The sequence below is a fragment of the Ruegeria sp. AB7 genome (assembly GCF_056542625.1).
This window is the reverse complement of the sequence record NZ_JBQGAC010000007.1, coordinates 15,081-35,374: the sequence shown is the minus strand read 5'-3', so window position 1 is coordinate 35,374 and position 20,294 is coordinate 15,081. Positions and strand designations below refer to the sequence as shown.

18 protein-coding genes are annotated in these 20,294 nt (G+C 57.3%); 12 read left to right on the top strand and 6 right to left on the bottom strand.

The genetic code is table 11. The features are described from left to right. Nucleotide 1: 1 nt before the first annotated feature. The 4 genes from ACR0EN_RS17000 to ACR0EN_RS16985 form a co-directional block, all read right to left on the bottom strand. Nucleotides 2-1,657 carry an alpha-glucosidase gene (locus ACR0EN_RS17000; RefSeq protein ID WP_480587924.1) on the bottom strand — a complete coding sequence of 552 codons (1,656 nt, stop codon included), beginning with the start codon at nt 1,655-1,657 and terminating at the stop codon, nt 2-4. Between the two features lie 9 nt (nt 1,658-1,666). Beyond that, nucleotides 1,667-2,815 (bottom strand): carbohydrate ABC transporter permease, encoded by a 1,149-nt coding sequence (locus tag ACR0EN_RS16995; protein ID WP_170392558.1) that lies wholly within the window; start codon nt 2,813-2,815, stop codon nt 1,667-1,669. A gap of 12 nt (nt 2,816-2,827) precedes the next feature. Continuing rightward, the gene (locus ACR0EN_RS16990) at nt 2,828-3,835 is read right to left on the bottom strand and encodes a carbohydrate ABC transporter permease (RefSeq protein ID WP_170402173.1); all 1,008 of its coding nucleotides are present in this window, start codon (nt 3,833-3,835) and stop codon (nt 2,828-2,830) included. Between the two features lie 65 nt (nt 3,836-3,900). After that, nucleotides 3,901-5,256 (bottom strand): ABC transporter substrate-binding protein, encoded by a 1,356-nt coding sequence (locus ACR0EN_RS16985; protein WP_480587922.1) that lies wholly within the window; start codon nt 5,254-5,256, stop codon nt 3,901-3,903. A gap of 214 nt (nt 5,257-5,470) precedes the next feature. Between ACR0EN_RS16985 and ACR0EN_RS16980 the strand changes: the two genes are divergently transcribed. Both ACR0EN_RS16980 and ACR0EN_RS16975 read left to right on the top strand, forming a co-directional pair. Next, nucleotides 5,471-6,502 carry a substrate-binding domain-containing protein gene (locus ACR0EN_RS16980; RefSeq protein ID WP_170420435.1) on the top strand — a complete coding sequence of 344 codons (1,032 nt, stop codon included), beginning with the start codon at nt 5,471-5,473 and terminating at the stop codon, nt 6,500-6,502. Between the two features lies 1 nt (nt 6,503). Then, nucleotides 6,504-7,823 carry a GH1 family beta-glucosidase gene (locus ACR0EN_RS16975; RefSeq protein ID WP_480587920.1) on the top strand — a complete coding sequence of 440 codons (1,320 nt, stop codon included), beginning with the start codon at nt 6,504-6,506 and terminating at the stop codon, nt 7,821-7,823. Between the two features lie 34 nt (nt 7,824-7,857). Here the strand turns inward: ACR0EN_RS16975 and ACR0EN_RS16970 are convergent, their stop codons facing one another. Then, on the bottom strand, nt 7,858-8,397 hold the full coding sequence (locus ACR0EN_RS16970; protein ID WP_170513516.1) for a ZrgA family zinc uptake protein: 540 nt from the start codon (nt 8,395-8,397) through the stop codon (nt 7,858-7,860). A 231-nt stretch (nt 8,398-8,628) separates the two neighbouring features. Here ACR0EN_RS16970 and ACR0EN_RS16965 point away from each other — a divergent pair, with 231 nt between their 5' ends. The 10 genes from ACR0EN_RS16965 (at nt 8,629) to speB (ending at nt 19,685) form a co-directional block, all read left to right on the top strand. Continuing rightward, nucleotides 8,629-9,897, top strand: a complete 1,269-nt coding sequence (locus ACR0EN_RS16965; RefSeq protein WP_170819333.1) for an imelysin family protein — start codon at nt 8,629-8,631, stop codon at nt 9,895-9,897. A gap of 128 nt (nt 9,898-10,025) precedes the next feature. Continuing rightward, entirely contained in the window at nt 10,026-10,319 is a 294-nt protein-coding gene (locus ACR0EN_RS16960; protein WP_170392565.1) for a (2Fe-2S)-binding protein, read from the top strand. Next, nucleotides 10,267-10,752, top strand: a complete 486-nt coding sequence (gene bfr, locus ACR0EN_RS16955) for a bacterioferritin (protein ID WP_170392566.1) — start codon at nt 10,267-10,269, stop codon at nt 10,750-10,752. Before ACR0EN_RS16960 ends, bfr begins: the two co-directional genes overlap by 53 nt. Beyond that, nucleotides 10,712-12,259, top strand: a complete 1,548-nt coding sequence (locus ACR0EN_RS16950; RefSeq protein ID WP_480587918.1) for a di-heme oxidoreductase family protein — start codon at nt 10,712-10,714, stop codon at nt 12,257-12,259. Before bfr ends, ACR0EN_RS16950 begins: the two co-directional genes overlap by 41 nt. Before the next feature lie 3 nt (nt 12,260-12,262). Beyond that, nucleotides 12,263-13,273, top strand: coding sequence for an imelysin family protein (locus ACR0EN_RS16945; protein ID WP_170392568.1), 1,011 nt, complete (start codon nt 12,263-12,265; stop codon nt 13,271-13,273). A 3-nt stretch (nt 13,274-13,276) separates the two neighbouring features. After that, entirely contained in the window at nt 13,277-14,362 is a 1,086-nt protein-coding gene (locus ACR0EN_RS16940; RefSeq protein ID WP_170819335.1) for a DUF1513 domain-containing protein, read from the top strand. A gap of 102 nt (nt 14,363-14,464) precedes the next feature. After that, nucleotides 14,465-16,354, top strand: a complete 1,890-nt coding sequence (gene speA / locus ACR0EN_RS16935; RefSeq protein WP_170819336.1) for a biosynthetic arginine decarboxylase — start codon at nt 14,465-14,467, stop codon at nt 16,352-16,354. Nucleotides 16,355-16,376: 22 nt separating this feature from the next. Then, on the top strand, nt 16,377-17,588 hold the full coding sequence (locus ACR0EN_RS16930; RefSeq protein ID WP_170819337.1) for a saccharopine dehydrogenase family protein: 1,212 nt from the start codon (nt 16,377-16,379) through the stop codon (nt 17,586-17,588). An 88-nt stretch (nt 17,589-17,676) separates the two neighbouring features. Next, the gene (gene nspC, locus ACR0EN_RS16925; RefSeq protein WP_170819338.1) at nt 17,677-18,846 is read left to right on the top strand and encodes a carboxynorspermidine decarboxylase; all 1,170 of its coding nucleotides are present in this window, start codon (nt 17,677-17,679) and stop codon (nt 18,844-18,846) included. Beyond that, nucleotides 18,843-19,685, top strand: a complete 843-nt coding sequence (speB, locus tag ACR0EN_RS16920; RefSeq protein WP_480587916.1) for an agmatinase — start codon at nt 18,843-18,845, stop codon at nt 19,683-19,685. The genes nspC and speB overlap by 4 nt, the downstream gene beginning before the upstream one ends. On the opposite strand, the gene ACR0EN_RS16915 is transcribed toward speB, so the two are convergent. Further along, nucleotides 19,682-20,272 carry an HD domain-containing protein gene (locus tag ACR0EN_RS16915; protein WP_480587914.1) on the bottom strand — a complete coding sequence of 197 codons (591 nt, stop codon included), beginning with the start codon at nt 20,270-20,272 and terminating at the stop codon, nt 19,682-19,684. The two genes, speB and ACR0EN_RS16915, sit on opposite strands and share 4 nt — an antisense overlap. Nucleotides 20,273-20,294 lie beyond the last annotated feature (22 nt).

Sequence of the window (20,294 nt, the reverse complement as noted above, 5' to 3'; positions counted from 1 at the left end):
TTTACCTCTTTTCCCGAGCCAATAGACAGAATTGAGCGGCATCCAGCGTCACGTTGCTTTCCCCGCGAACGCCGCCCAACTCTTCCCCGATCACTTGCCAGTCACCTTCTGGCAGGGTCACGTCAACCGGACAGTCACCCAGATTGAAGGCGCAGAAGACCTGCTCGGCTTCATCCTCTCGGGTGAAGGTCAATACCGAACCGATTTGTGACATCCCTGTCTGCGCGCCGGACATCAGCGCTGAGTGCGCATGACGCAATGCAATCGCATGGCGGTAGTGGTGCAGCATCGACGCTGGATCTTTTTCCAACCGATCCACCGCCCGCTCGGCCTGCGCAGCGCTGACTGGCAACCAGGGACGGCTCGTGCTGAACCCGGATTGTTCGTCCTGTGCGGTCCAGACCATCGGAGTACGGCAGCCATCGCGACCTTTGAATTCAGGCCAGAATTCAATGCCATAGGGGTCTTGCAAATCTTCGAACGCAACATCTGCCTCGGGCAGGCCCAGTTCCTCACCCTGATAAAGACAGGCTGAGCCACGCAGGCACATCATGAGAACGGCGTGCTGCCGGACAGCTGCATCGTCCAAACCCCAACGCGAAGCATGGCGTTGCACGTCGTGGTTTGAGAAGGCCCAGCATGGCCATGCATCACCCGCCTTGTCCTCAAGCTGGTCAAAAACCTGCTTTGCGTAAGCTGCCGTCAAAGCCCGCTTTTCGAGGAACTCGAAAGCATAACACATGTGCATCCGTTTATCGCCGCTGGTGTATTCGCCCATAATCTCAAGCCCGCGCTGCGCGTCGCCGACCTCACCCAGACAGGCGCGGCCCTCGTATTCGTCAGTCAGGGCGCGTAGCCTTTCCAGGAAGGCGATATTCTCGGGCTGACTTTTGGAATAGAGGTGATCCTGATGGTTATACGGGTTCACCATCGGCGCAATTGATGAGTTCCTTTGATCCATCGGCAGACCAGGATTGTCACGTAGCTGGGCGTCGTGGAAATAGAAATTGATGGTATCCAGACGGAAGCCGTCGACCCCCAGTTCCAGCCAGAAGCGCGCCACATCCAGCAGGGCATCCTGGACATCCTTGCAATGGAAGTTCAAATCTGGCTGCGAAGTCAGGAAGTTGTGCAGATAATACTGCAAACGCCGCGCATCCCACTGCCAAGCCGAACCGCCAAAAATCGATAACCAGTTATTCGGAGGTGTCCCGTCAGGCTTGGGATCGGCCCAGACATACCAATCGGATTTCGGATTATCTCGGCAGGTGCGGCTTTCACCAAACCACGGGTGCTGATCTGAGGTGTGGGATAGCACAAGATCGATCATCACCTTAAGCCCGTGTGCATGGGCCTCATCTAACAACTCTTTAAAGTCCGCCATAGTGCCGAACATTGGATCGACATCGCGGTAGTCGCTGACGTCATAACCGAAATCCTTCATCGGAGATTTGAAGAACGGCGAAATCCAGATTGCATCAACCCCTAGCGAGGCGATGTAGCCAAGCCGCTGGGTGATACCCTTTAAGTCTCCGATCCCGTCACCGTTGCTGTCCTGAAAGCTGCGCGGATAGATCTGATAGATCACCCCGCCCCGCCACCAATCTGACGCCGACTTGATTTTTTCGAATGCTTTCGCGTTGGTCTGCACGTTCATCACACGCCCTTATTTTACGGAACCGGCCAGCAAGCCGCGAACCAGATATTTCTGCATTGCAAAGAAGACTGCCAACGGCACCGCGATTGAGACAAACGCCGCCGTGGCCAAGATTTCCCAGTTACCGCCCCGCGTACCCAGCAGCTCGACGATACGGTTGGTCATTACCGTTGTCTGGCCGCTGGCATCGATCAGGAAGACTTTGGCAACCAACAGATCGTTCCATGTCCAAAGGAACTGGAAGATCGCAAAGGATGCCAGTGCCGGAAAGCTAAGCGGCAGGATCAACTTGGTAAAAATCTGAAACTCGGTTGCGCCATCTACCCGGGCGTTCTCAATCAGGTCACGAGGCAGCCCGGCCATGTAGTTACGCAATAGGTAGATCGCCAATGGCATCCCGAACCCGGTATGGGCCATCCAGACCCCCAGGTATCCTTTGCCGATCCCGATATTGAGATGCAGTTTCAGCAACGGGATCAGCGCCAGCTGCAATGGCACCACCAATAGGCCAACCACCGCAGCGATCAGCAGGGCACGCCCCGGGAAATCCATCCATGCCAGCGCGTAAGCCGCAAATGCTGCGACAAGAATCGGGATAATCGTCGCCGGGATCGTCACCGTCAGGGTATTGAAGAACGCCTTGCCCATACTGTCGGAACTGCTTTCGTTGAAGAGAACATGGGCATAGTTTTCCAAGGTGAATTCAGGCGGCAGAGTAGTCGTCACAAACACGCGAGGGCCGCGCTTGCCCGAAAACTCTTCTGCGTTTTCCATCCGATAGTCACCGTTGGCCTGAACCGTGATCGTCCCGCCACGACGAAGCTCAGCCGTTTCGCCCGGAGCAAAGGCATCAATCGCACGGGAATTCACACCCCATCGCGAAATGTCCGAGGCCCGATCACCATCGAAGATATTGCCTTCGATCACATAGAGACCATCCTGCAGAACCTGCGTTTCCGGCGCAGCCGCGCGCAGAGTCAGGTTCTGCTCCGACGGGAAGAGCGCCCGCCACCAGCCGCTGCTGGAAATCTGGTCCGCCGTTCTGAATGACGAGATCAACAAACCGAGTGTTGGGAAAACCCAAAGCACCACAAGCAGCACAACCGAGGCGTGAACGACCCATCTAAGGGCTGGGCGGGTTCCTGCAATATCGCTCATAACCCCGTCCTCCTACTGCATTTCTTTGCGCGCATTGCGCACGTTCCAGATCAGGATCGGCGTCACCAGCAACATGATCACCATGGCGGATGCCGATCCCACGCCCCAGTCATTGGCGCGGAACATCTTGTCGTACATGTAATTGGCCAGAACCTGGGTCTCCCACTGGCCGTTGGTCATCGCAAAAACGATGTCAAAGACCTTGAGGACCACGATGGTGATGGTGGTCCAGACCACCATGATCGTGGTTTTGATCTGCGGCACTTTGATCTTGAAGAAAATCTGGAACGGATTGGCCCCGTCCAGAATGGCGGCCTCGATGGTCTCTTCCGGGATGCCGCGCAGCGCGGCGGACAGAATGACCATGGCAAAGCCAGTTTGTATCCAGACCAGAACGATCATCAGGAAGAAATTGTTCCAGAAAGGCAGGGTCAGCCAGGTGTGTGTTTCGGTTCCACCAAAGAAGATGTAGATCGCGTTCAGGACGCCGATCTGATCCTGATCGGCCGGACGCGCATCATAGACCAATTTCCAGATTACCGAGGCGCCAACGAAAGAAATCGCCATCGGCATGAAGATCAGCGACTTGGCGACGTTACCCCAGCGGATGCGATCCGTTAGCTGCGCCACGAGCAGGCCAAATGCGGTGGACATGGCAGGTACAACAATCAGCCAAAGCATGTTGTTGCGCATCGCCTCCCAGAATTTCGGCTCGGCTACCATCTGGGTATAGTTGTCAAAACCCGCCCATTCATATCCGCCTCCGGCTACGCGATCAGTCAGCGACAGGCGCAGCGTCTCAAACACCGGATAGGCAAGATAGACCCCAAGGGCGAGGATCGCGGGAAGCAGAAACAGCCAGGGCCGGATCATATTCGCGCGGTTGATGTTGCGACCCGCGTTCGGTCCACGCGCAGGGAACAGGACTTTATCCAGAAATTGGTTGGACAGGTAGAAATAGCCCACGCATCCCGACACACCGATTACGATTGTCAGCAGGCCCTGAATTGCCGGATTCATGGCGTCCTCTCCCTTGCTAGGGTTTCGGGCAACCTGATTGAAAGGTTGCCCGAAGGTTCAGCAGATTACTTGATTGCGTCCCAAGATGACTGGATTTCGCCGGTGACTTCTTCGGCGGATTTCCCGCCAGTATAGTCAACCATGCCGGTCCAGAACGTACCCGCACCCACGGCGCCCGGCATTAGGTCCGAGCCGTCGAAGCGGAAGGTGGTCGCGCCCAGTAGAATGTCACCCAGACCGCGCAGAGTATCATCCTTATAGGCTTCGGTGTTCACGCCCTTATGCGGGGTCAGGAATCCGGTTTGTGCCATCATGACTTCATGTGCAATCGGTTGCTTGAGGAACTCCATGAACGCGCTGGTCGCATCCGATGGATTGCTTACCGCCATCAGAGTACCGCCACCCAGAACCGGGTTACCCAAGTCCTTGTCTGCGAAAGATGGCATGTAAAAGAAATCTGCATCCAGGCCGAACTCGACATCTTCGGGGAAGAAGGCCGGAACAAAGGACGCCTGACGGTGCATGTAGCACTGCGGCGGCGATGAGAACATGCCTTTGGGGCTGTCGCGGAAGTCAGTCGAGGCGACAGCATCTGACCCACCCGAGACCTTGGCGTCATCACGCGCGAACCAGCCAAACTCTTCGATTGCGGCGATAACGCGCGGATCGTCAAACGGGATCTCGTTTGTCACCCACTGGTCGTAAACCTCGGGCGGCTGAGTCCGCAGCATCATGTCTTCAACCCAGTCGGTCGCGGGCCAACCGGTGGCGGCACCCGATCCCAGGCCAATGCACCACGGGGTTTCGCCATCGGCGACGATCTGCTCGGTCAGGGCCTTCAGTTCTTCCATGCTCGTCGGCACTTCGTATCCGGCATCCTCGAAGTTTTCCGGGTTATACCAGACCAGAGACTTGACGTTCACATTGTAGAAGAAGCCATACATCTGGTCATTGCCGTCAGCGTCTTTGTAAGTGCCAAGATCAACCCAGGAATCGCCAGCCGCATAATTGCCACCAACCCAGACCGCCATATCTTCACCCAGCGGCGTCAGCTGCCCTTTGGATGCCATGATCGCCGCCAGTCCTGGCTGCGGGAAGACCGCGATATTGGGGGCTGATCCTGCCTCGGCATCGATAACGATCTGCTGCTCGAAACTGTCGGAACCGGTATAGATCACATCTGCGCCAGTCGCCTCTTCGAAATAGGCAATCATGTTGTTGAAGTAACCGTCTTCCGGGGTCAGCCACGGACCAAAAATCGTGACCGTCTGACCGCTCAGATCCGGGGCGCTTTCGGCCCAGGCATTATAGCTGTCCCAGTTGAACGGCCCCTCGCCCGGCGCGAAGACCAAATCTTGTGCTTGTACCGACCCGGCCAGCAGAGCGATCGCCGCCGCACCCGAATAAAGTGCGTGTCTCATGAGTTCTCCTCCCAATATTTTCGGCGCAAACGAGATTCGTTTTCAAAGCGCTTTGGATGCCGTACTTTATCCGCTAACATTCAGACCCTGTCAATATCTCGCCTACTAACACCTAAAAAACTGCCATTCTAAGACATTCTCTCGAAACATGTTGACTGAGCCAGGTTTTCACAACAAAACAAATGGGCATCAATTTGAAGGCGCTTTGAGTAAAATGAACCTAAAGCAACTCTCTGAGATCCTCGGCCTTTCACAAACAACCGTCAGCCGCGCGCTGAACGGTTACCCGGAGGTCAGCGAAGGGACGCGCATCCGGGTTCAGGCTGCTGCGAACAAGCATGGTTACCGCCCCAACAGCCGCGCCAAGGGGCTGGCGACAGGGCGGTCTATGGTCATCGGCCATGTGATTCCCACCTCGTCCCGGCACGAAATGGTCAATCCGATTTTCGGAGATTTTGTGGCAGGCGCAGCCAAAACCTATGCGGCGAACAATTATGACATGATGTTCACGCACGCGCCGGACACATCAATTGAAGAATCCTATCGCAGCCTGTTCAATCGGGGCGTCGTAGACGGCGTGGTCCTGCAAGGCCCCAAGGTACGAGAGCCGCGCATCTCGGTGTTATCGCGCCTCGGCGTACCCTTCATTGTTCATGGCCGGTCGACCTACGCCAAAGAGCCATATGATTGGATCGATGTGAACAACCAGCGTTCTTTCGAACGCGCTACTCGGTTTTTGATCGATCTGGGCCATCGGCGCATCGCGTTAATCAACGGACTCGAGGAAATGGATTTCGCGCGTCGGCGGAGGAACGGCTATCTGGCGGCGCTCAAAGAAACCGGGATCTCGCCTGATCCACACCTGCTGCGCAGCGCCGAGATGACCGAGATTTATGGGCATCAGACAGCCTGCGACATGCTGAAGCTCGACGACCCGCCAACAGCAATTTTGGCCTCTTCGATTATCTCTGCCGTTGGAATCCGGCGCGCACTTGAAGAACGCGACCTGAAAATGGGGCGCGATATCTCGGTGATCGCTCATGATGACGAGTTGTCCTACATGCGCAATGGTATGGATGTTCCAATTTTCACCGCAACGCGCTCGTCGGTCAGACACGCGGGCGAGGTGGCTGCCGAAATGCTGATCGAGCGGATCAACGCTCCGGATGACCCACCCAAAACGCGCTTGCTGGAGGCTGAACTTGTCGTCGGCAGCTCGACGGGGCCAGCCCCACAAAGGATGTGAGATGAAGTACAAACGCGCAGATTTCCCGCCAGATTTTCAGTTTGGCGTGGCGACATCGGCCTATCAGATCGAGGGACACGCCAATGGGGGCGCAGGCAAGACCCATTGGGACAGTTTCGCTGCAACTCCAGGTAACGTCGCCAATGCGGAAAACGGAGATTTGGCCTGCGATCACTATAACCGGTTCGAACAGGATCTGGATCTGATCCGGGGCGCAGGCTTCGACTGTTACCGTTTTTCAACCAGTTGGGCGCGCGTGCTGCCCGAAGGGCGCGGACCGATCAATCAGCAAGGCTTGGATTTCTATGATCGCCTGACCGATGCGCTGATTGAACGCGGCATCAAACCCTGCGCAACGCTGTATCACTGGGAACTCCCGTCACCACTCGCCGATCTGGGCGGTTGGCGAAACCGGGATATCGCGAATTGGTTTGCAGACTTCACCGAGATCATCATGGGCCGCATAGGCGATCGGATGTTCAGCGTCGCACCTGTCAACGAGCCTTGGTGTGTAAGCTGGCTGAGCCATTTCGAAGGCCAACATGCCCCCGGCTTGCGCGACATCCGGGCAACCGCGCGCGCGATGCATCATGTATTGCTGGCCCATGGCCGCGCAATCGAAACTATGCGCGGATTGGGCATGTCGAACCTTGGCGCAGTGTTCAACCTTGAATGGGCGGAACCTGCTGACGACAGCGATGAGGCTCAGACTGCGGCGGCGCTTTACGACGGGATTTACAACCGCTTTTTCCTGGGCGGCGCATTCAAGAAATCCTACCCTCAGAATGTTCTGGAAGGATTGGAGCCGCATCTGCCGGACAAGTGGCAGGATGATTTCGACACGATAGCTGCACCTGTCGATTGGTGTGGGCTCAATTACTATACGCGCAAGTTGATAACGCGCGCAGATACGTCTTGGCCTTCCTTGACCGACGTCCCCGGCCCCTTGCCAAAAACGCAAATGGGGTGGGAAATTGATCCGGCAGCCCTGTCCCGTTTCCTGATCCGGACCGCGCAAGAGTATACTGGGGACCTGCCTATCTACGTGACCGAAAATGGCATGGCGAGCGCAGAACGTCAAAACGACGCTGACAGAATTGACTACTTGAACCAGCATCTTGCCGAAGTGTGTAATGCCCTGGACCACGGCGTTCCGATCAAGGGATATTTCATCTGGTCCCTTCTCGACAATTACGAGTGGGCGCTGGGATATGAAAAACGGTTCGGGCTGGTCGATGTAGATTTTGAGACGCTGGAAAGAAGGCCAAAGGATTCCTACCGCGCGTTGCAGGCCGCTTTGGTCCGGGATCAGTCTGGTTGACCGTCAAGCTTTGCTGCTGCGGGCACACGCCGGTTCAGTTTGGCACCTTCAAATGTGGCGTTTGGCGTTCCACCGTAAGGTTCTGTGTGGCCGAGGATGATGTCAGCTCAACAAACAAGCGCTCGGCGCGCGCAAACCGTTCGAAATAGGTGAACTGGATTGAAGTCACTAACGACGGCTCCTGACACTGCACCAGATAATCGGCCTGAAATTCGGTGTGATGCGCGGCATTATCGCTGACTTGCCCCTCATCCTGAACGAAGACATCACCAACAAGCGCGACATTGGCCGTTGCAGTCACACACCCCGCTTCAGGCGGCACCTCAAAGATCTCAAGCGGTTTAGAAAGGTCCGAGATTGCGACGGCAACATCCGCCCTCTCATCTTCGTTCTCGGCAGTGTGCTCGAACCCAACAATATCTACGCCTGGCACTTCAAGCGTCAGGCTAAATCCGGTTTCAACAAATGAAATTGCCATATGACCCGCGCCATGAGTATGCGCTTCGATGGCGGTCTCTGCCTGCGCCATCAGCGCGGCTGGTATTAGCGCAAGAACAACGGCCGCGCGTTTCATTCTGTTCACCATTAACCAAACAAACCGTAGGGCATTTTAATACAATTGCGCCTCAGCGCAATGTTCGCCGGGTGCATCGGGCTCCCCAGATATGGTTAGTCAGAAATAGGAATATTACCTGACAATAAAACTCAGGTTGACATTGCTGACTATTTCACTAAGAAATTGCCAGGTCCAGCCCCGCTGTGCCTGCCGGGGTCCGAATCCCGCTAAGAAAGAAAAGTGTTCCACATGACCAGATTGTTCAACGCGGCCAGTGCCCTGACCTTGTGTATCGCAAGTACAGCTGTCGCCGAGGCCCCGTCCAAAGCCGATGTTCTGACCACATATTCCAACATCGCCGAAGCCAAATATGACGACAGTCTGATTGCAGCAAAGAATCTGCAAGCTGCCGTCAACGCCCTGATTGCTGACCCATCCGATGCCACTCTGAACACCGCACGTGCCGCATGGGTCGCCGCGCGCGTGCCGTATCAGCAGACCGAGGTTTATCGCTTTGGAAACGCCATCGTCGACGATTGGGAAGGCAAGGTGAACGCATGGCCTCTGGACGAGGGCATGATAGACTATGTGGATTCCTCCTACGGCGGCCCCAGCGATGAGAACGAGTTTGCCGCACTGAACGTCATCGCCAACCCCAGCTTTGATCTGTCTGGTGAGACCATTGACGCCAGCGAAATCACCCCTGCTCTGCTGTCGGATACGCTGCACGAGGCTGACGGGATCGAGGCGAACGTCGCCACCGGCTATCACGCCATCGAATTCCTGCTGTGGGGTCAGGACCTGAACGGCCACGGCACGGGCGCAGGAAGTCGTCCTTATACCGATTATCTAGTTGGTGACGGCTGTACAGGTGGCAACTGCGATCGCCGCGCCCAGTATTTGACCGCGGCAACTGGTCTGCTGATCAGTGATCTGGAATGGATGACTGCCCAGTGGGCCGAAGATGGTGACGCACGTGCCGCTCTTGCCGCAAATGAAACTGCTGGCGTTAGTGCGATCCTAACCGGCATGGGTTCGCTGTCCTACGGCGAGCAGGCGGGTGAGCGTATGCGCCTCGGCCTGATGTTGAACGACCCCGAGGAAGAGCAGGACTGCTTCTCGGACAACACCCATAACAGCCATTACTATGACGGCCTGGGCATCCAGAATGTGTATTTGGGCAGCTATACCCGCATCGATGGCACGCCTGTTTCGGGTGCATCCCTATCGGATCTGGTGACCGCAGCCGATCCGACGCTTGATACAGAGATGAAAGCCAAGCTGGCCAACACCATGCTGGCGCTAGGCCGTATCAAATCAACCGCCGAAGCGGGTTTTGCGTATGACCAGATGCTGGAACGCGGCAATGAAGGTGGCGAAGCGCTGATTATGGGTGGCGTCAATGGACTGGTCGATCAGACCAAGACCATCGAACGCATCGTGACCGTGCTGGAGCTTGACCAGATCGATTTCGAAGGCTCGGACAGCTTGGATAACCCTGACGCGGTATTCCAATAGGCATCATGGCCGGGCGCATTTTTAGTGCTCTCGGCCTTTCTCAACATCGAGTGTGGCGTCTTGGCACTGGACGCACCCTCAATAACCTACTATTTCACTAGGAAATAGCATACCCCGACTGAGTCGCCATGATCGTTTGCCATTGCACCAACATCTCTGACCACGATATCCGAGCGGCGATCGATTGGATGCGCACGGCAGACCCACAGACCATCATCACTCCCGGCAAGATCTATCATGCCCTCGGCAAGTCAGCGGATTGCGGCGGATGTATGCCGCTTTTCCTAGACACAATGCGCGCAGACGATAATCTTAAAGTCCCCATGCAGCTTCGGTCATTACGATCCGAAGTATCACAGGAGAAAGCACATGAAGGGCGATCCCAAGGTCATAGAATACCTCAACAAATCACTGCGGCATGAACTGACGGCGGTCAGCCAGTACTGGCTACATTACCGCCTGCAAGAGGATTGGGGGCTTGGCCATATGGCCAAGAAAAGCCGTGAGGAATCCATTGAGGAGATGGGCCATGCAGACAAGCTGATCGAGCGGATCATCTTTCTGGAGGGCCACCCCAACCTGCAGAAACTTGACCCACTCCGCATCGGGCAGACCCCGAAAGAAACACTGGAATGCGATCTAGCCGCCGAACAAGACGCGCGGGCGCTTTATGTCGAAGCGCGGGAATACTGCCGCGAGGCCGGCGACTATGTGTCCATGGGCCTGTTCGAAGAATTAATCAGCGACGAAGAAGGACATATCGACTTCCTCGAAACGCAGCTCGACCTTTATGAAAGGATTGGCGAAGCCAATTATGCGCAACTTAACGCATCCAAGATGGACGAAGGCGAGTAAGCTTGCCCTGGCATCGGTGGCCGCACTCACGGCCACCTCTTCCCAAGCCACCGAGCTGCGGGACCCTCATCTAAATTTCCTTCCAAGAACTGCCGAAGAACGCGCCCGGATCGACGCTGTCACAGCAACGCCGGACGACTTCAGTGTGCCGCAACGGTTCGAAGAACTGTCCGCTGGTGCTGCGACTGTGCGGGCGCGCACTGATGCGGACGCGTTTTCTCAGCCCTCCGCCAATTTAAGCTTCGAACAGGAGCTGGACTTCAAAGTCGGCAACGGGTTGTTCAAAAAGATCTGGGTCTCGTCTCCGTCGTCCACTCTGGCTTCGGACGGTTTGGGTCCGCTATACAACGCCCGCTCGTGTCAGCGCTGTCACATCAAGGACGGGCGCGGTCATACGCCTAACGGCCCGGATGACAATGCCGTCTCGATGTTCCTGAGAGTTTCGGTTCCCGGCAAGCCAGAGGGCGCGCCTGCCGAGATCGAAGACTATATCGCCACCCTGCCTGATCCGAGTTATGGCACTCAACTGCAGGATTTCGCTCTGGCAGGCCATCCCGCAGAATATCGGCTGGACATCACGTATGAGGAAGTCCCCGTCGCGCTGTCCGATGGCGAAATGGCCTCGCTCCGCCGCCCCAGCTATAAGGCCGCCGATTTAGGCTATGGCCCGCTGCACCCGGACGCGATGCTTAGCCCTCGAGTTGCGCCGCAGATGATCGGACTGGGGTTGCTGGAATCAATTCCGGTTGAGGACTTGCTGGCCAAAGCCGATCCTGATGACGAAGATGGCGATGGCATCTCGGGCCGTCCGAACATCGTATGGTCGACGGAATTTGGCGAACCAATGATGGGCCGCTTTGGTCACAAGGCCGGGATGCCCACGGTGATGGAGCAATCGGCGGCGGCCTTCGCAGGTGATATCGGCATATCAAGTCCGCTTTACCCCGCGCCGTACGGCGATTGCACCGAATTACAGGCCAACTGCATCGATGCACCGCACGGAGACAACGATGCGCGGGGATTCGAGATTGACGCGATTGGCATGGACCTCGTCGCCTTCTACAGCCGCAATCTCGGTGTTCCGGCGCGCCGAGACACCGATGACCCTGAAGTGCTGCGCGGGAAAGATGTGTTTCTTGCCTCGGGCTGCGCATCCTGCCACACGCCTGCTTATGTCACCCACAGGATGCCCGATAGGCCCGAACAAAGCTTCCAGTTGATCTGGCCCTATACCGACTTGCTGTTGCACGATATGGGCGAGGGTCTGGCCGATAACCGCCCCGAGGCCCGCGCAACGGGCCGCGAATGGCGCACGCCGCCTTTGTGGGGCATCGGCCTGACCCAGCGCGTCTCAGGCCACACCCAATTCCTGCACGATGGTCGCGCGCGATCCCTGCTTGAAGCCATCCTTTGGCATGGTGGCGAGGCGCAGGCCGCCCGTGACACGGTTGTTTCAATGCCAAAAGCCGACCGCGACGCTCTGATCCGCTTTCTTGGGAGCCTCTGACCCATGCGTAGCCTTACTTTCGCCGCCGCCCTGCTGGTGCCCTTGGGCGCCTTTGCTCAGGATCGAGCTCCGATTTTGATGGATGTGACCGAAACGCATATTCTGCCACGCTTTGCAGAGCTAGCTGATGCAACCGGAGCTTTGTCGACCACAGCCCAAACAGATTGCGAACCGGAGTCAGACGACCTGCGCGCTGATTACGCCACGGCATTCGATAGCTGGATTTCGGCCAGCCATTTACGTTTTGGGCCGTCCGAGGCTGACGATCGTGCTTTTGCACTGGCTTTCTGGCCAGATACCAAAGGATTCACACCCAAAACCCTGTCCCGACACATCGCCAGTGAAGACACTGCCGTCGACGACCCCGATGCCTTTGCCGAAACCTCAATCGCCGGGCGCGGCTTTTTTGCATTGGAACGAATGCTCTTTGATCCAGCGATGACAGAACAAGGAAGCGCCGACTATCGTTGCGCGCTTATCCGCGCCATCACCACTGATATCAACCGAAATGCCGTCGCGATCAACGCGGACTGGCAAAGCTACGCACCACGACTGACGCAGCCGGGGGACAACAGCCCCTATCGCTCGGGCGATGAGGCGATGCAGGAGCTATTTAAGGCGCTTACAACGGGGCTAGAGTTCACAGCCGACACACGCATTGGACGCCCTTTAGGAACGTTCGAGCGTCCGCGCCCGAACCGTGCTGAAGCGCGGCGGTCCAAGCGGTCGTTGCATCATGTCACGCTGTCTCTGATCGCCCTGCGTGACTTGGCCGCCCGTCTGTCCTTTGACCACCCCGAGATTGCTGCAGATCTGGATGCCGGTTTCGCGCGGGCCATCGACCGGGCTCAATCACTGGACGACCCCGCCCTCGCCGGTGTTGCGACACCGCAAGGTCGCGTCCGCATCGAAGCGCTGCAGCAATCGATCAACGACATTCGCGAGATCGCCGCGACCGAGCTTGGCCCGACGCTCGGCATCAGCGCCGGATTCAACTCACTGGATGGGGATTGACCATTGACGAACCGCCGCGAATTTCTTGCAGGCCTTGGTGCCGCCAGTCTTGCTTCGGTGCCGGGCTGGGCGTCCGTCGGCGCGCCCCGCTATCTGGCCGCTGCCTTATTCCCAGATGGTAGCTACCGCCTGTCCGGCCTGGATAACTCGGGCGCAGTTTTGTTCGCTATACCGCTACCCGCGCGCGGGCACGCCGCCGCGGCCCATCCGTTCAAAGCCCAAGCGGTCGCCTTTGCCCGCCGCCCCGGGACCTTTGCAATTGCAATTGATTGTACAGATGGTTCTGTCCTAAAGCGGCTGGAGGCACCCAATGGCCACCACTTCTACGGGCATGGTGCATTCTCGGCTGATGGAACACAGTTTTTCACAACCGAAAACGACTATGAGGCCGCAGAAGGTGTGGTTGGCGTCTGGGACGCGATCAGCTTCGCACGGCTGGGAGAGTTCTCGTCAGGTGGGATAGGCCCCCACGACATGCGCTTGCTGCCCGGTGGCGACATACTGGTCGTCGCCAATGGTGGCATCGAGACACACCCCGACAGCGGTCGGACCAAGCTAAATCTGCCAACGATGCAGCCCAACCTGAGCTATCTCGACATTTCGGGTTCGATTTTGGAGCAAGTGGAGCTACCCTGCGCGCTGCACAAAAACTCGATCCGCCATCTTGCGGTGCGTGACGATGGTCTAGTGGGTTTTGCAATGCAATGGCAAGGCAGCCAGACCAAGTACCCTGCCCTTCTGGGGCTTCACCAAAGGGGCGAAAAGCCTCGCCTTTTGTCAGCGCCCGAAACGCAGCAAAGAGAGTTGCAAGGGTATGCTGGCAGCATTGCCTTTTCCACCGATGGCCAATCGGTTGCGATCACCTGTCCGCGAGGCGATGCATTGCACCGTTTCGACGTAAATAGCGGAGCATTCATCGAAGCTTTAGTGTTCGAAGATGTTTGCGGTTTAGGCGCCGGCAAGGCTGGGTTGGCGTTTACCACCGGAACCGGTGCATTTGGCACTCTGACGACCACCGGCGCCGAAATCACCGCGCGGTCGGATTGCCAGTGGGACAACCACCTGATCCCGATCCGTACATACGGCTAGAATTCGGCGGCGAACCCTCTCACAGTTTACACTTGGACGAATCAAACCGCTGCCGTATTGGCAGGCGCTAAACCAGCACACCCAAGTTAAGGACTGATCTGATTGAAACAGACGCCCGACGCACCGCATTCCATCTACGGGGTTGAGAAATGGGGCCATGGCCTCATTGAGGTGACAGAAAGGGGCGAGATAGCTCTGCGCAATCCGATGGCCCCCGAGGCCGAGGCAATCAGCCTGCCGGGCATCCTCAGCGATCTGGACGACCGGGGGATCAAAGCCCCGATGGTTTTGCGTGTTGCGTCTTATCTAGAGCATGAAATCGCGCACCTGAACGAGAGCTTTGCCGAGGCAATCGCGCGCGTAAACTATAAGGGCCACTATCGCGGTGTTTTTCCGATCAAGGTGAACCAACAGGCGCAGGTGGTCGACCGGATCGTCGAGTTCGGCAAGAAATACAATTATGGCCTTGAAGCAGGATCAAAACCTGAACTGGTGGTGGCCCTGGCCCATCGCCTGGCCCCCCAAGCGCTGATCGTCTGCAATGGCGTCAAGGATGCTGAATTCATCCAATTGGCGATCCTGTCTCGCAAGATCGGGTTCAACACCGTCATCGTTCTGGAAAGCCCAAAAGAGGCCAATACCGTCATCGAGGTCTATAACCAACTGGGGATCGAGCCCCTAATAGGCGTTCGGGTCAAATTGACCAATCAGATCAGCGGCAAATGGGAAGAAAGTTCGGGCGACCGTTCCGCCTTTGGAATGAACACCGACCAGCTTGTTGCCACCGTGGACAAGCTCAAAGCGGCGGGTTTGCTGCACTGCCTCAAGCTGCAACATTCGCATCTGGGTTCACAGGTGCAAGACGTTAACGATGTGCGCCGCGCTGTTGGCGAGGCATGCCGGTATTACACCGAACTCTCGCGTGAAGGTGTACCACTCAGCTATCTGGATCTCGGCGGCGGCATGGGGGTGGATTACACGGGCGAAAAAAAGGCCGCGGAAAACTCGATCAACTACACGGTCGAGGAATATTGCGCCAACGTAGTCGAAACCGTGGCTTACGCCATGGACGAGGCTGAAATCGACCACCCCACACTGATCACCGAAAGCGGCCGTGCGGTGGTTGCGACGTCGTCCATGCTGGTCTTCAACGTGTTGGAAAGCACACTCTACGACGCCCCGGACGGACCAATGGCCGAGCCCGATGACCACCACATGGTTTCGGACCTCGCCGCAGTACACGGCTATCTCAGCAAGGATCGGCTGCAGGAATGCTGGAACGACGCAACTTTCTATCGCAATGAATTGCGCGCGCTTTTCAGGCGCGGGTATGTCGACCTGCGCCAGATGGCCCGAGCCGAGCGCATCTACCTGTCCCTTATGGCCCGTCTCAAGGCCTTGGCGGCAAGTGATGATCTGGACACGGAAGTGGATGACCAGCTTGAGAAGGTCGCAGACATCTACCATTGCAACTTCTCGCTGTTCCAATCCCTCCCCGATGTCTGGGCCATCGACCAATTACACCCGATCGTGCCGCTGCAAAGCTTGAATGAAACACCAGACCGCCGCGCGGTCCTGTCCGACATTACCTGCGACAGCGACGGTAAGATTGACCGGTTCATTTTGGCCGACGGCGTGTCCCCCAGCCTGCCGGTGCATTCGCTGCCCGAAGAAGGCGAGTATTTCATGGGCGTCTTCTTCGTTGGCGCCTATCAGGAAACACTTGGCGACCTACACAATCTGTTCGGCGACACCAATGTTGTCACCATCGACCTGCGCACCGACGGTGGCTTCGACTTGCTGCATGAACAAGAGGGCGACACAATTTCTCAAGTCTTGTCTTATGTGGAATTCGACCCGCAAGACTGTGTCGCCGCGTTCCGCAAAATGGTGGACGAGGCGATTTCGACCGGTACTCTGCAAGCCAAGGACCGAAAAACCCTGATGAGCGCCTATCGCGACTCGATCAACGGCTACACCTATTACGAATAACCCCTTGAGAGGAGACTATCCCATGGGCAAAACACTGGTTGTCGGCGCGGGCGGCGTGTCCCACGCAGCCGTGCACAAAATGGCGATGAATTCGGACATCTTTACCGAGATCACGCTGGCCAGCCGCACGAAATCGAAATGCGACGCCATCGCGGCAGCCGTTAAGGACCGCGTCGGTGTGGACATCAAGACCGCCGAGCTGGACGCCTACAAGGTCGCGGACACGGTCAAACTGATCAAGGAAACCGGGGCCGAGATCCTCGTAAACCTGGCCCTGCCGTATCAGGATCTGGTTCTGATGGACGCGTGTCTTGAGGCCGGCATCCACTATCTCGACACCGCGAACTATGAGCCCGAGGACGAGGCCAAGTTCGAATACCACTGGCAATGGGCCTATCAAGAGCGGTTCAAAGAGGCTGGTTTGACTGCCATCCTCGGATCGGGCTTCGATCCGGGTGTTACATCCGTCTTCGCCAAATGGCTGAAGAAGCACAAGTTGGATACGATCCGTCAGATCGATGTGCTGGACGCGAATGGCGGCAGCAACGATCAAGAATTCGCCACCAACTTCAACCCGGAAATCAACCTGCGCGAAGTGCTGGCCGAGGTGCGCCATTGGGAAAACGGCGCATGGCAGCACAGCCCGGCGATGACCCACAAGGTCGAGTTCGACTTCCCCGCCATCGGCCCCAAGAAAATGTACCTGATGTATCACGAGGAACTGGAGTCGCTCAGCACCCACTTCCCCGAGATTGAGCGCGCCCGCTTCTGGATGACCTTCGGTGACGCCTACATCACTCATGCCAAAGTGCTGGAAAATGTCGGCATGACCCGCATCGACCCGGTGATGCATGACGGCAAGGAGATCATCCCGATTCAGTTCCTGAAAACCCTGCTGCCCGATCCCGGCGATCTGGGCGCGGAGACCAAGGGCAAAGCCTGCATCGGTGACATCGCCACAGGTCAGGCCAAGGACGGCTCGGGCGAAAAGACCTATTATATCTACAACATCTGCGATCACGAGGAATGCTACCGTGAGGTCGGCAGCCAAGCCGTCAGCTACACCACCGGCGTCCCCGCCATGATCGGTGCGGCGCAGGTGCTAAAGGGCAACTGGACCCAGCCGGGCGTGTGGAACATGGAACAGCTCGACCCGGACGACTTCATGGACATGCTGAACACCCACGGCCTGCCGTGGCAGGTCCACGAACTCGACGGCCCCGTCGATTTCTGATCCGCATCAGCTTCATCTGGCTATAAATATCTCGGGGGGTCCGGGGGGCAGCGCCCCCCGGCCTCTCCACAATCCGGAGACACCCGAATTGTCCGACATGATGACCACCCAAGCCGGAGATGCCGGAGCTTTCCGCAATTTCGACTTCAACCGCGTGCCCACCCCTTGCTTCGTGGTCGATGAGAAAGCCGTGGAGCGCAACCTGACCATCCTCTCCGAGATCGGCACCTGTTCCGGCGCACATGTCCTGAGCGCGCTTAAGGCGTTTTCCATGTTCTCGCTGGCCCCACTGGTGCGCCGACACCTCGGCGGCACTTGCGCGTCCGGCATCTATGAGGCGCGGCTGGGGCGCGAGGAATATGGCGGCGAGGTCGCCACTTTCTGCGCCGGATATAAAGACGCGGACATGGACGAAATCCTGTCGCTATCGGACCACATCATCTTCAACTCACCCGCGCAAAAGGACCGCTTTCTGGCAAAAGCCCAAGCCGCCGGCGTACAGGTCGGTCTGCGCATCAATCCGGAACATTCCGAAGGCGAAATCCCCAAATACGACCCTTGCGCGCCCTGCTCGCGTCTGGGCACGCCGGTCAGCCAATTGTCCGCCGAGACTATGAGTGGCGTGGACGGGCTGCACATGCACACGCTCTGCGAACAGGGGTTCGCGCCGTTGCAGCGGACATGGGACGCGGTTGAGCCAAAGCTCAAACCGTACCTTGGCCAAATCAAATGGCTGAACTTCGGCGGCGGGCATCATATCACCCGTGATGACTATGACCGCGACGGGCTGGTCGCCTTCATCAAATCCATCCGTGAGATACACGGTATCGACGTCTATCTGGAACCCGGTGAGGCAGTGGCCCTGGATGCGGGCATTCTGGTTGGCGAAATCCTCGACTTGCCGACCAACGGTATGACCCTTGCGATCACCGATATCTCGGCCACCTGCCATATGCCGGACGTCATCGAAGCCCCCTATCGCCCCGCCCTCATGGATGAGGCCGAGGCAGGCCATACCTATCGCCTTGGCGGCCCGTCCTGTCTGGCGGGCGACGTGATCGGTGACTACACTTGGGACAAGCCACTGGAAATCGGCCAACGCTTTGCCTTCCTCGATCAGGCGCATTACTCGATGGTCAAAACCAACACCTTCAACGGAGTTCCGCTACCGACTATAGCGCTGTGGAACAGCGAAACGGACGAACTGAAAATCATCAAACAGTTCGGCTATGACGACTTTAAAGGCCGCCTCTCATGAGTATTTTCCTCGACAGTGAACTGTCCGCATCCGAGCGCACCGAGGACGCGCGGTTCCGTGTGATCCCTGTGCCGCTGGAACGCACCGTATCTTACGGGGCGGGCACCGCCAAAGGCCCGGACGCAATTATCGAAGCCAGTAATGAACTGGAACGCATCACTGGCCACGCCGAGCCCTGCGTCGAGGGGATCTTGACCGAAGAACCCGTTGACTGCGATGCAGCGTTGTCAGAGATAATGGAACGCCTAGCCCAACGCACGGAAGCGGCCGTTCGCGCCGGCAAAATCCCGGTGACGCTAGGTGGAGAGCATTCACTTAGCTACGGCGCAGTGTTGGGTGTTGCCCGCGCTCTAAACCAACCGATTGGTATCGTGCAAATCGACGCCCATGCTGATCTGCGCAACGCTTATCAGGGCGAGAAACACTCTCACGCCTCAGTCATGCATCTTCTTGCCGAAGAAGGTATCCGTCTGGCGCAATTCGGCGTTCGCGCCTTTTCGACTGAAGAAGCCCAAAGCCGCCTGAGAAACCACGTGTTTCATGTGGACGCCGAAGAACTGGTTACCGGCAACATCCACTCGGTTGATTTGCCCAAGGATTTTCCCGATCTGGTGTACGTCAGCTTTGACGTTGACGGGCTGGACCCGGCAATCATGCCCGCCACTGGAACACCCGTCCCAGGCGGGCTGGGATATTATCAAGCACTGCGCCTGGTGGAACACGCCCTGAAGGGCCGAAAATGTGTGGGTTTCGACGTCGTCGAACTGGCCCCGAACGGCAATGCCGCCTGGGATTTTACCGCCGCCCAGATCGTCTATCGCCTGATGGCCGCCTGTTAAGCCTCGGCGGTCTCATTCAGTTCCATGTGCCCTTCGCCCTTGTTCAGAACGCGGCGTAGCATGGGTTCGAAGAACTCCAGCGGTTTGGTCGGATAGTCCGGGTCGAACGCCTTCTGATCGTATTCATGGCAAAAATAGCGGCAGTCCTCCCAATACGGGCTGTCGCGATATTTGTCGCGGGCATTCCGATCACCACCTAGATGATGATTGTAGTAGTAGCCCTGAAACACGCAGTGGTGCTTGAGAATCCAGTGTGTCTTCTCACTGACATAAGGCTTCATCATCGCGGCGGACAGTTCCCCGTGATTATAAGGCGACAAGATATCGCCGGTGTCATGGATCAGGGCGGCCACAACCAACTCTTCATCAGCGCCGTCCTCATACGCTCGTGTCGCGGCCTGCAGGCTGTGCTGATAGCGATTCACCGGATACGGCGTCCATTCTTCATCCAGTGAACGAATGGCGTCCAGTATGCGATCCGGCAAAGCAGCGTTGTAGCTCTCTTCATACTCCATGACCGCATCCCAGTCGGCCTTGCTCGCCTCTTCAAAACTGGTCCAGGTGGGTTTGTGGCTCTTGTCCAGCATCGCGCGAATCCTTTGGCTACGT

Coding starts and splice junctions, on each gene's coding strand:
- ACR0EN_RS16995 (WP_170392558.1), bottom strand. CDS start 2,815: ATGAGCGATATTGCAGGAACCCGCCCAGCCCTTAGATGGGTCGTTCAC.
- ACR0EN_RS17000 (WP_480587924.1), bottom strand. CDS start 1,657: ATGAACGTGCAGACCAACGCGAAAGCATTCGAAAAAATCAAGTCGGCG.
- ACR0EN_RS16960 (WP_170392565.1), top strand. CDS start 10,026: ATGATCGTTTGCCATTGCACCAACATCTCTGACCACGATATCCGAGCG.
- ACR0EN_RS16915 (WP_480587914.1), bottom strand. CDS start 20,272: ATGCTGGACAAGAGCCACAAACCCACCTGGACCAGTTTTGAAGAGGCG.
- ACR0EN_RS16980 (WP_170420435.1), top strand. CDS start 5,471: ATGAACCTAAAGCAACTCTCTGAGATCCTCGGCCTTTCACAAACAACC.
- ACR0EN_RS16985 (WP_480587922.1), bottom strand. CDS start 5,256: ATGAGACACGCACTTTATTCGGGTGCGGCGGCGATCGCTCTGCTGGCC.
- ACR0EN_RS16930 (WP_170819337.1), top strand. CDS start 16,377: ATGGGCAAAACACTGGTTGTCGGCGCGGGCGGCGTGTCCCACGCAGCC.
- ACR0EN_RS16970 (WP_170513516.1), bottom strand. CDS start 8,397: ATGAAACGCGCGGCCGTTGTTCTTGCGCTAATACCAGCCGCGCTGATG.
- ACR0EN_RS16975 (WP_480587920.1), top strand. CDS start 6,504: ATGAAGTACAAACGCGCAGATTTCCCGCCAGATTTTCAGTTTGGCGTG.
- ACR0EN_RS16950 (WP_480587918.1), top strand. CDS start 10,712: ATGCGCAACTTAACGCATCCAAGATGGACGAAGGCGAGTAAGCTTGCC.
- bfr (WP_170392566.1), top strand. CDS start 10,267: ATGAAGGGCGATCCCAAGGTCATAGAATACCTCAACAAATCACTGCGG.
- ACR0EN_RS16990 (WP_170402173.1), bottom strand. CDS start 3,835: ATGAATCCGGCAATTCAGGGCCTGCTGACAATCGTAATCGGTGTGTCG.
- speB (WP_480587916.1), top strand. CDS start 18,843: ATGAGTATTTTCCTCGACAGTGAACTGTCCGCATCCGAGCGCACCGAG.
- ACR0EN_RS16965 (WP_170819333.1), top strand. CDS start 8,629: ATGACCAGATTGTTCAACGCGGCCAGTGCCCTGACCTTGTGTATCGCA.
- ACR0EN_RS16945 (WP_170392568.1), top strand. CDS start 12,263: ATGCGTAGCCTTACTTTCGCCGCCGCCCTGCTGGTGCCCTTGGGCGCC.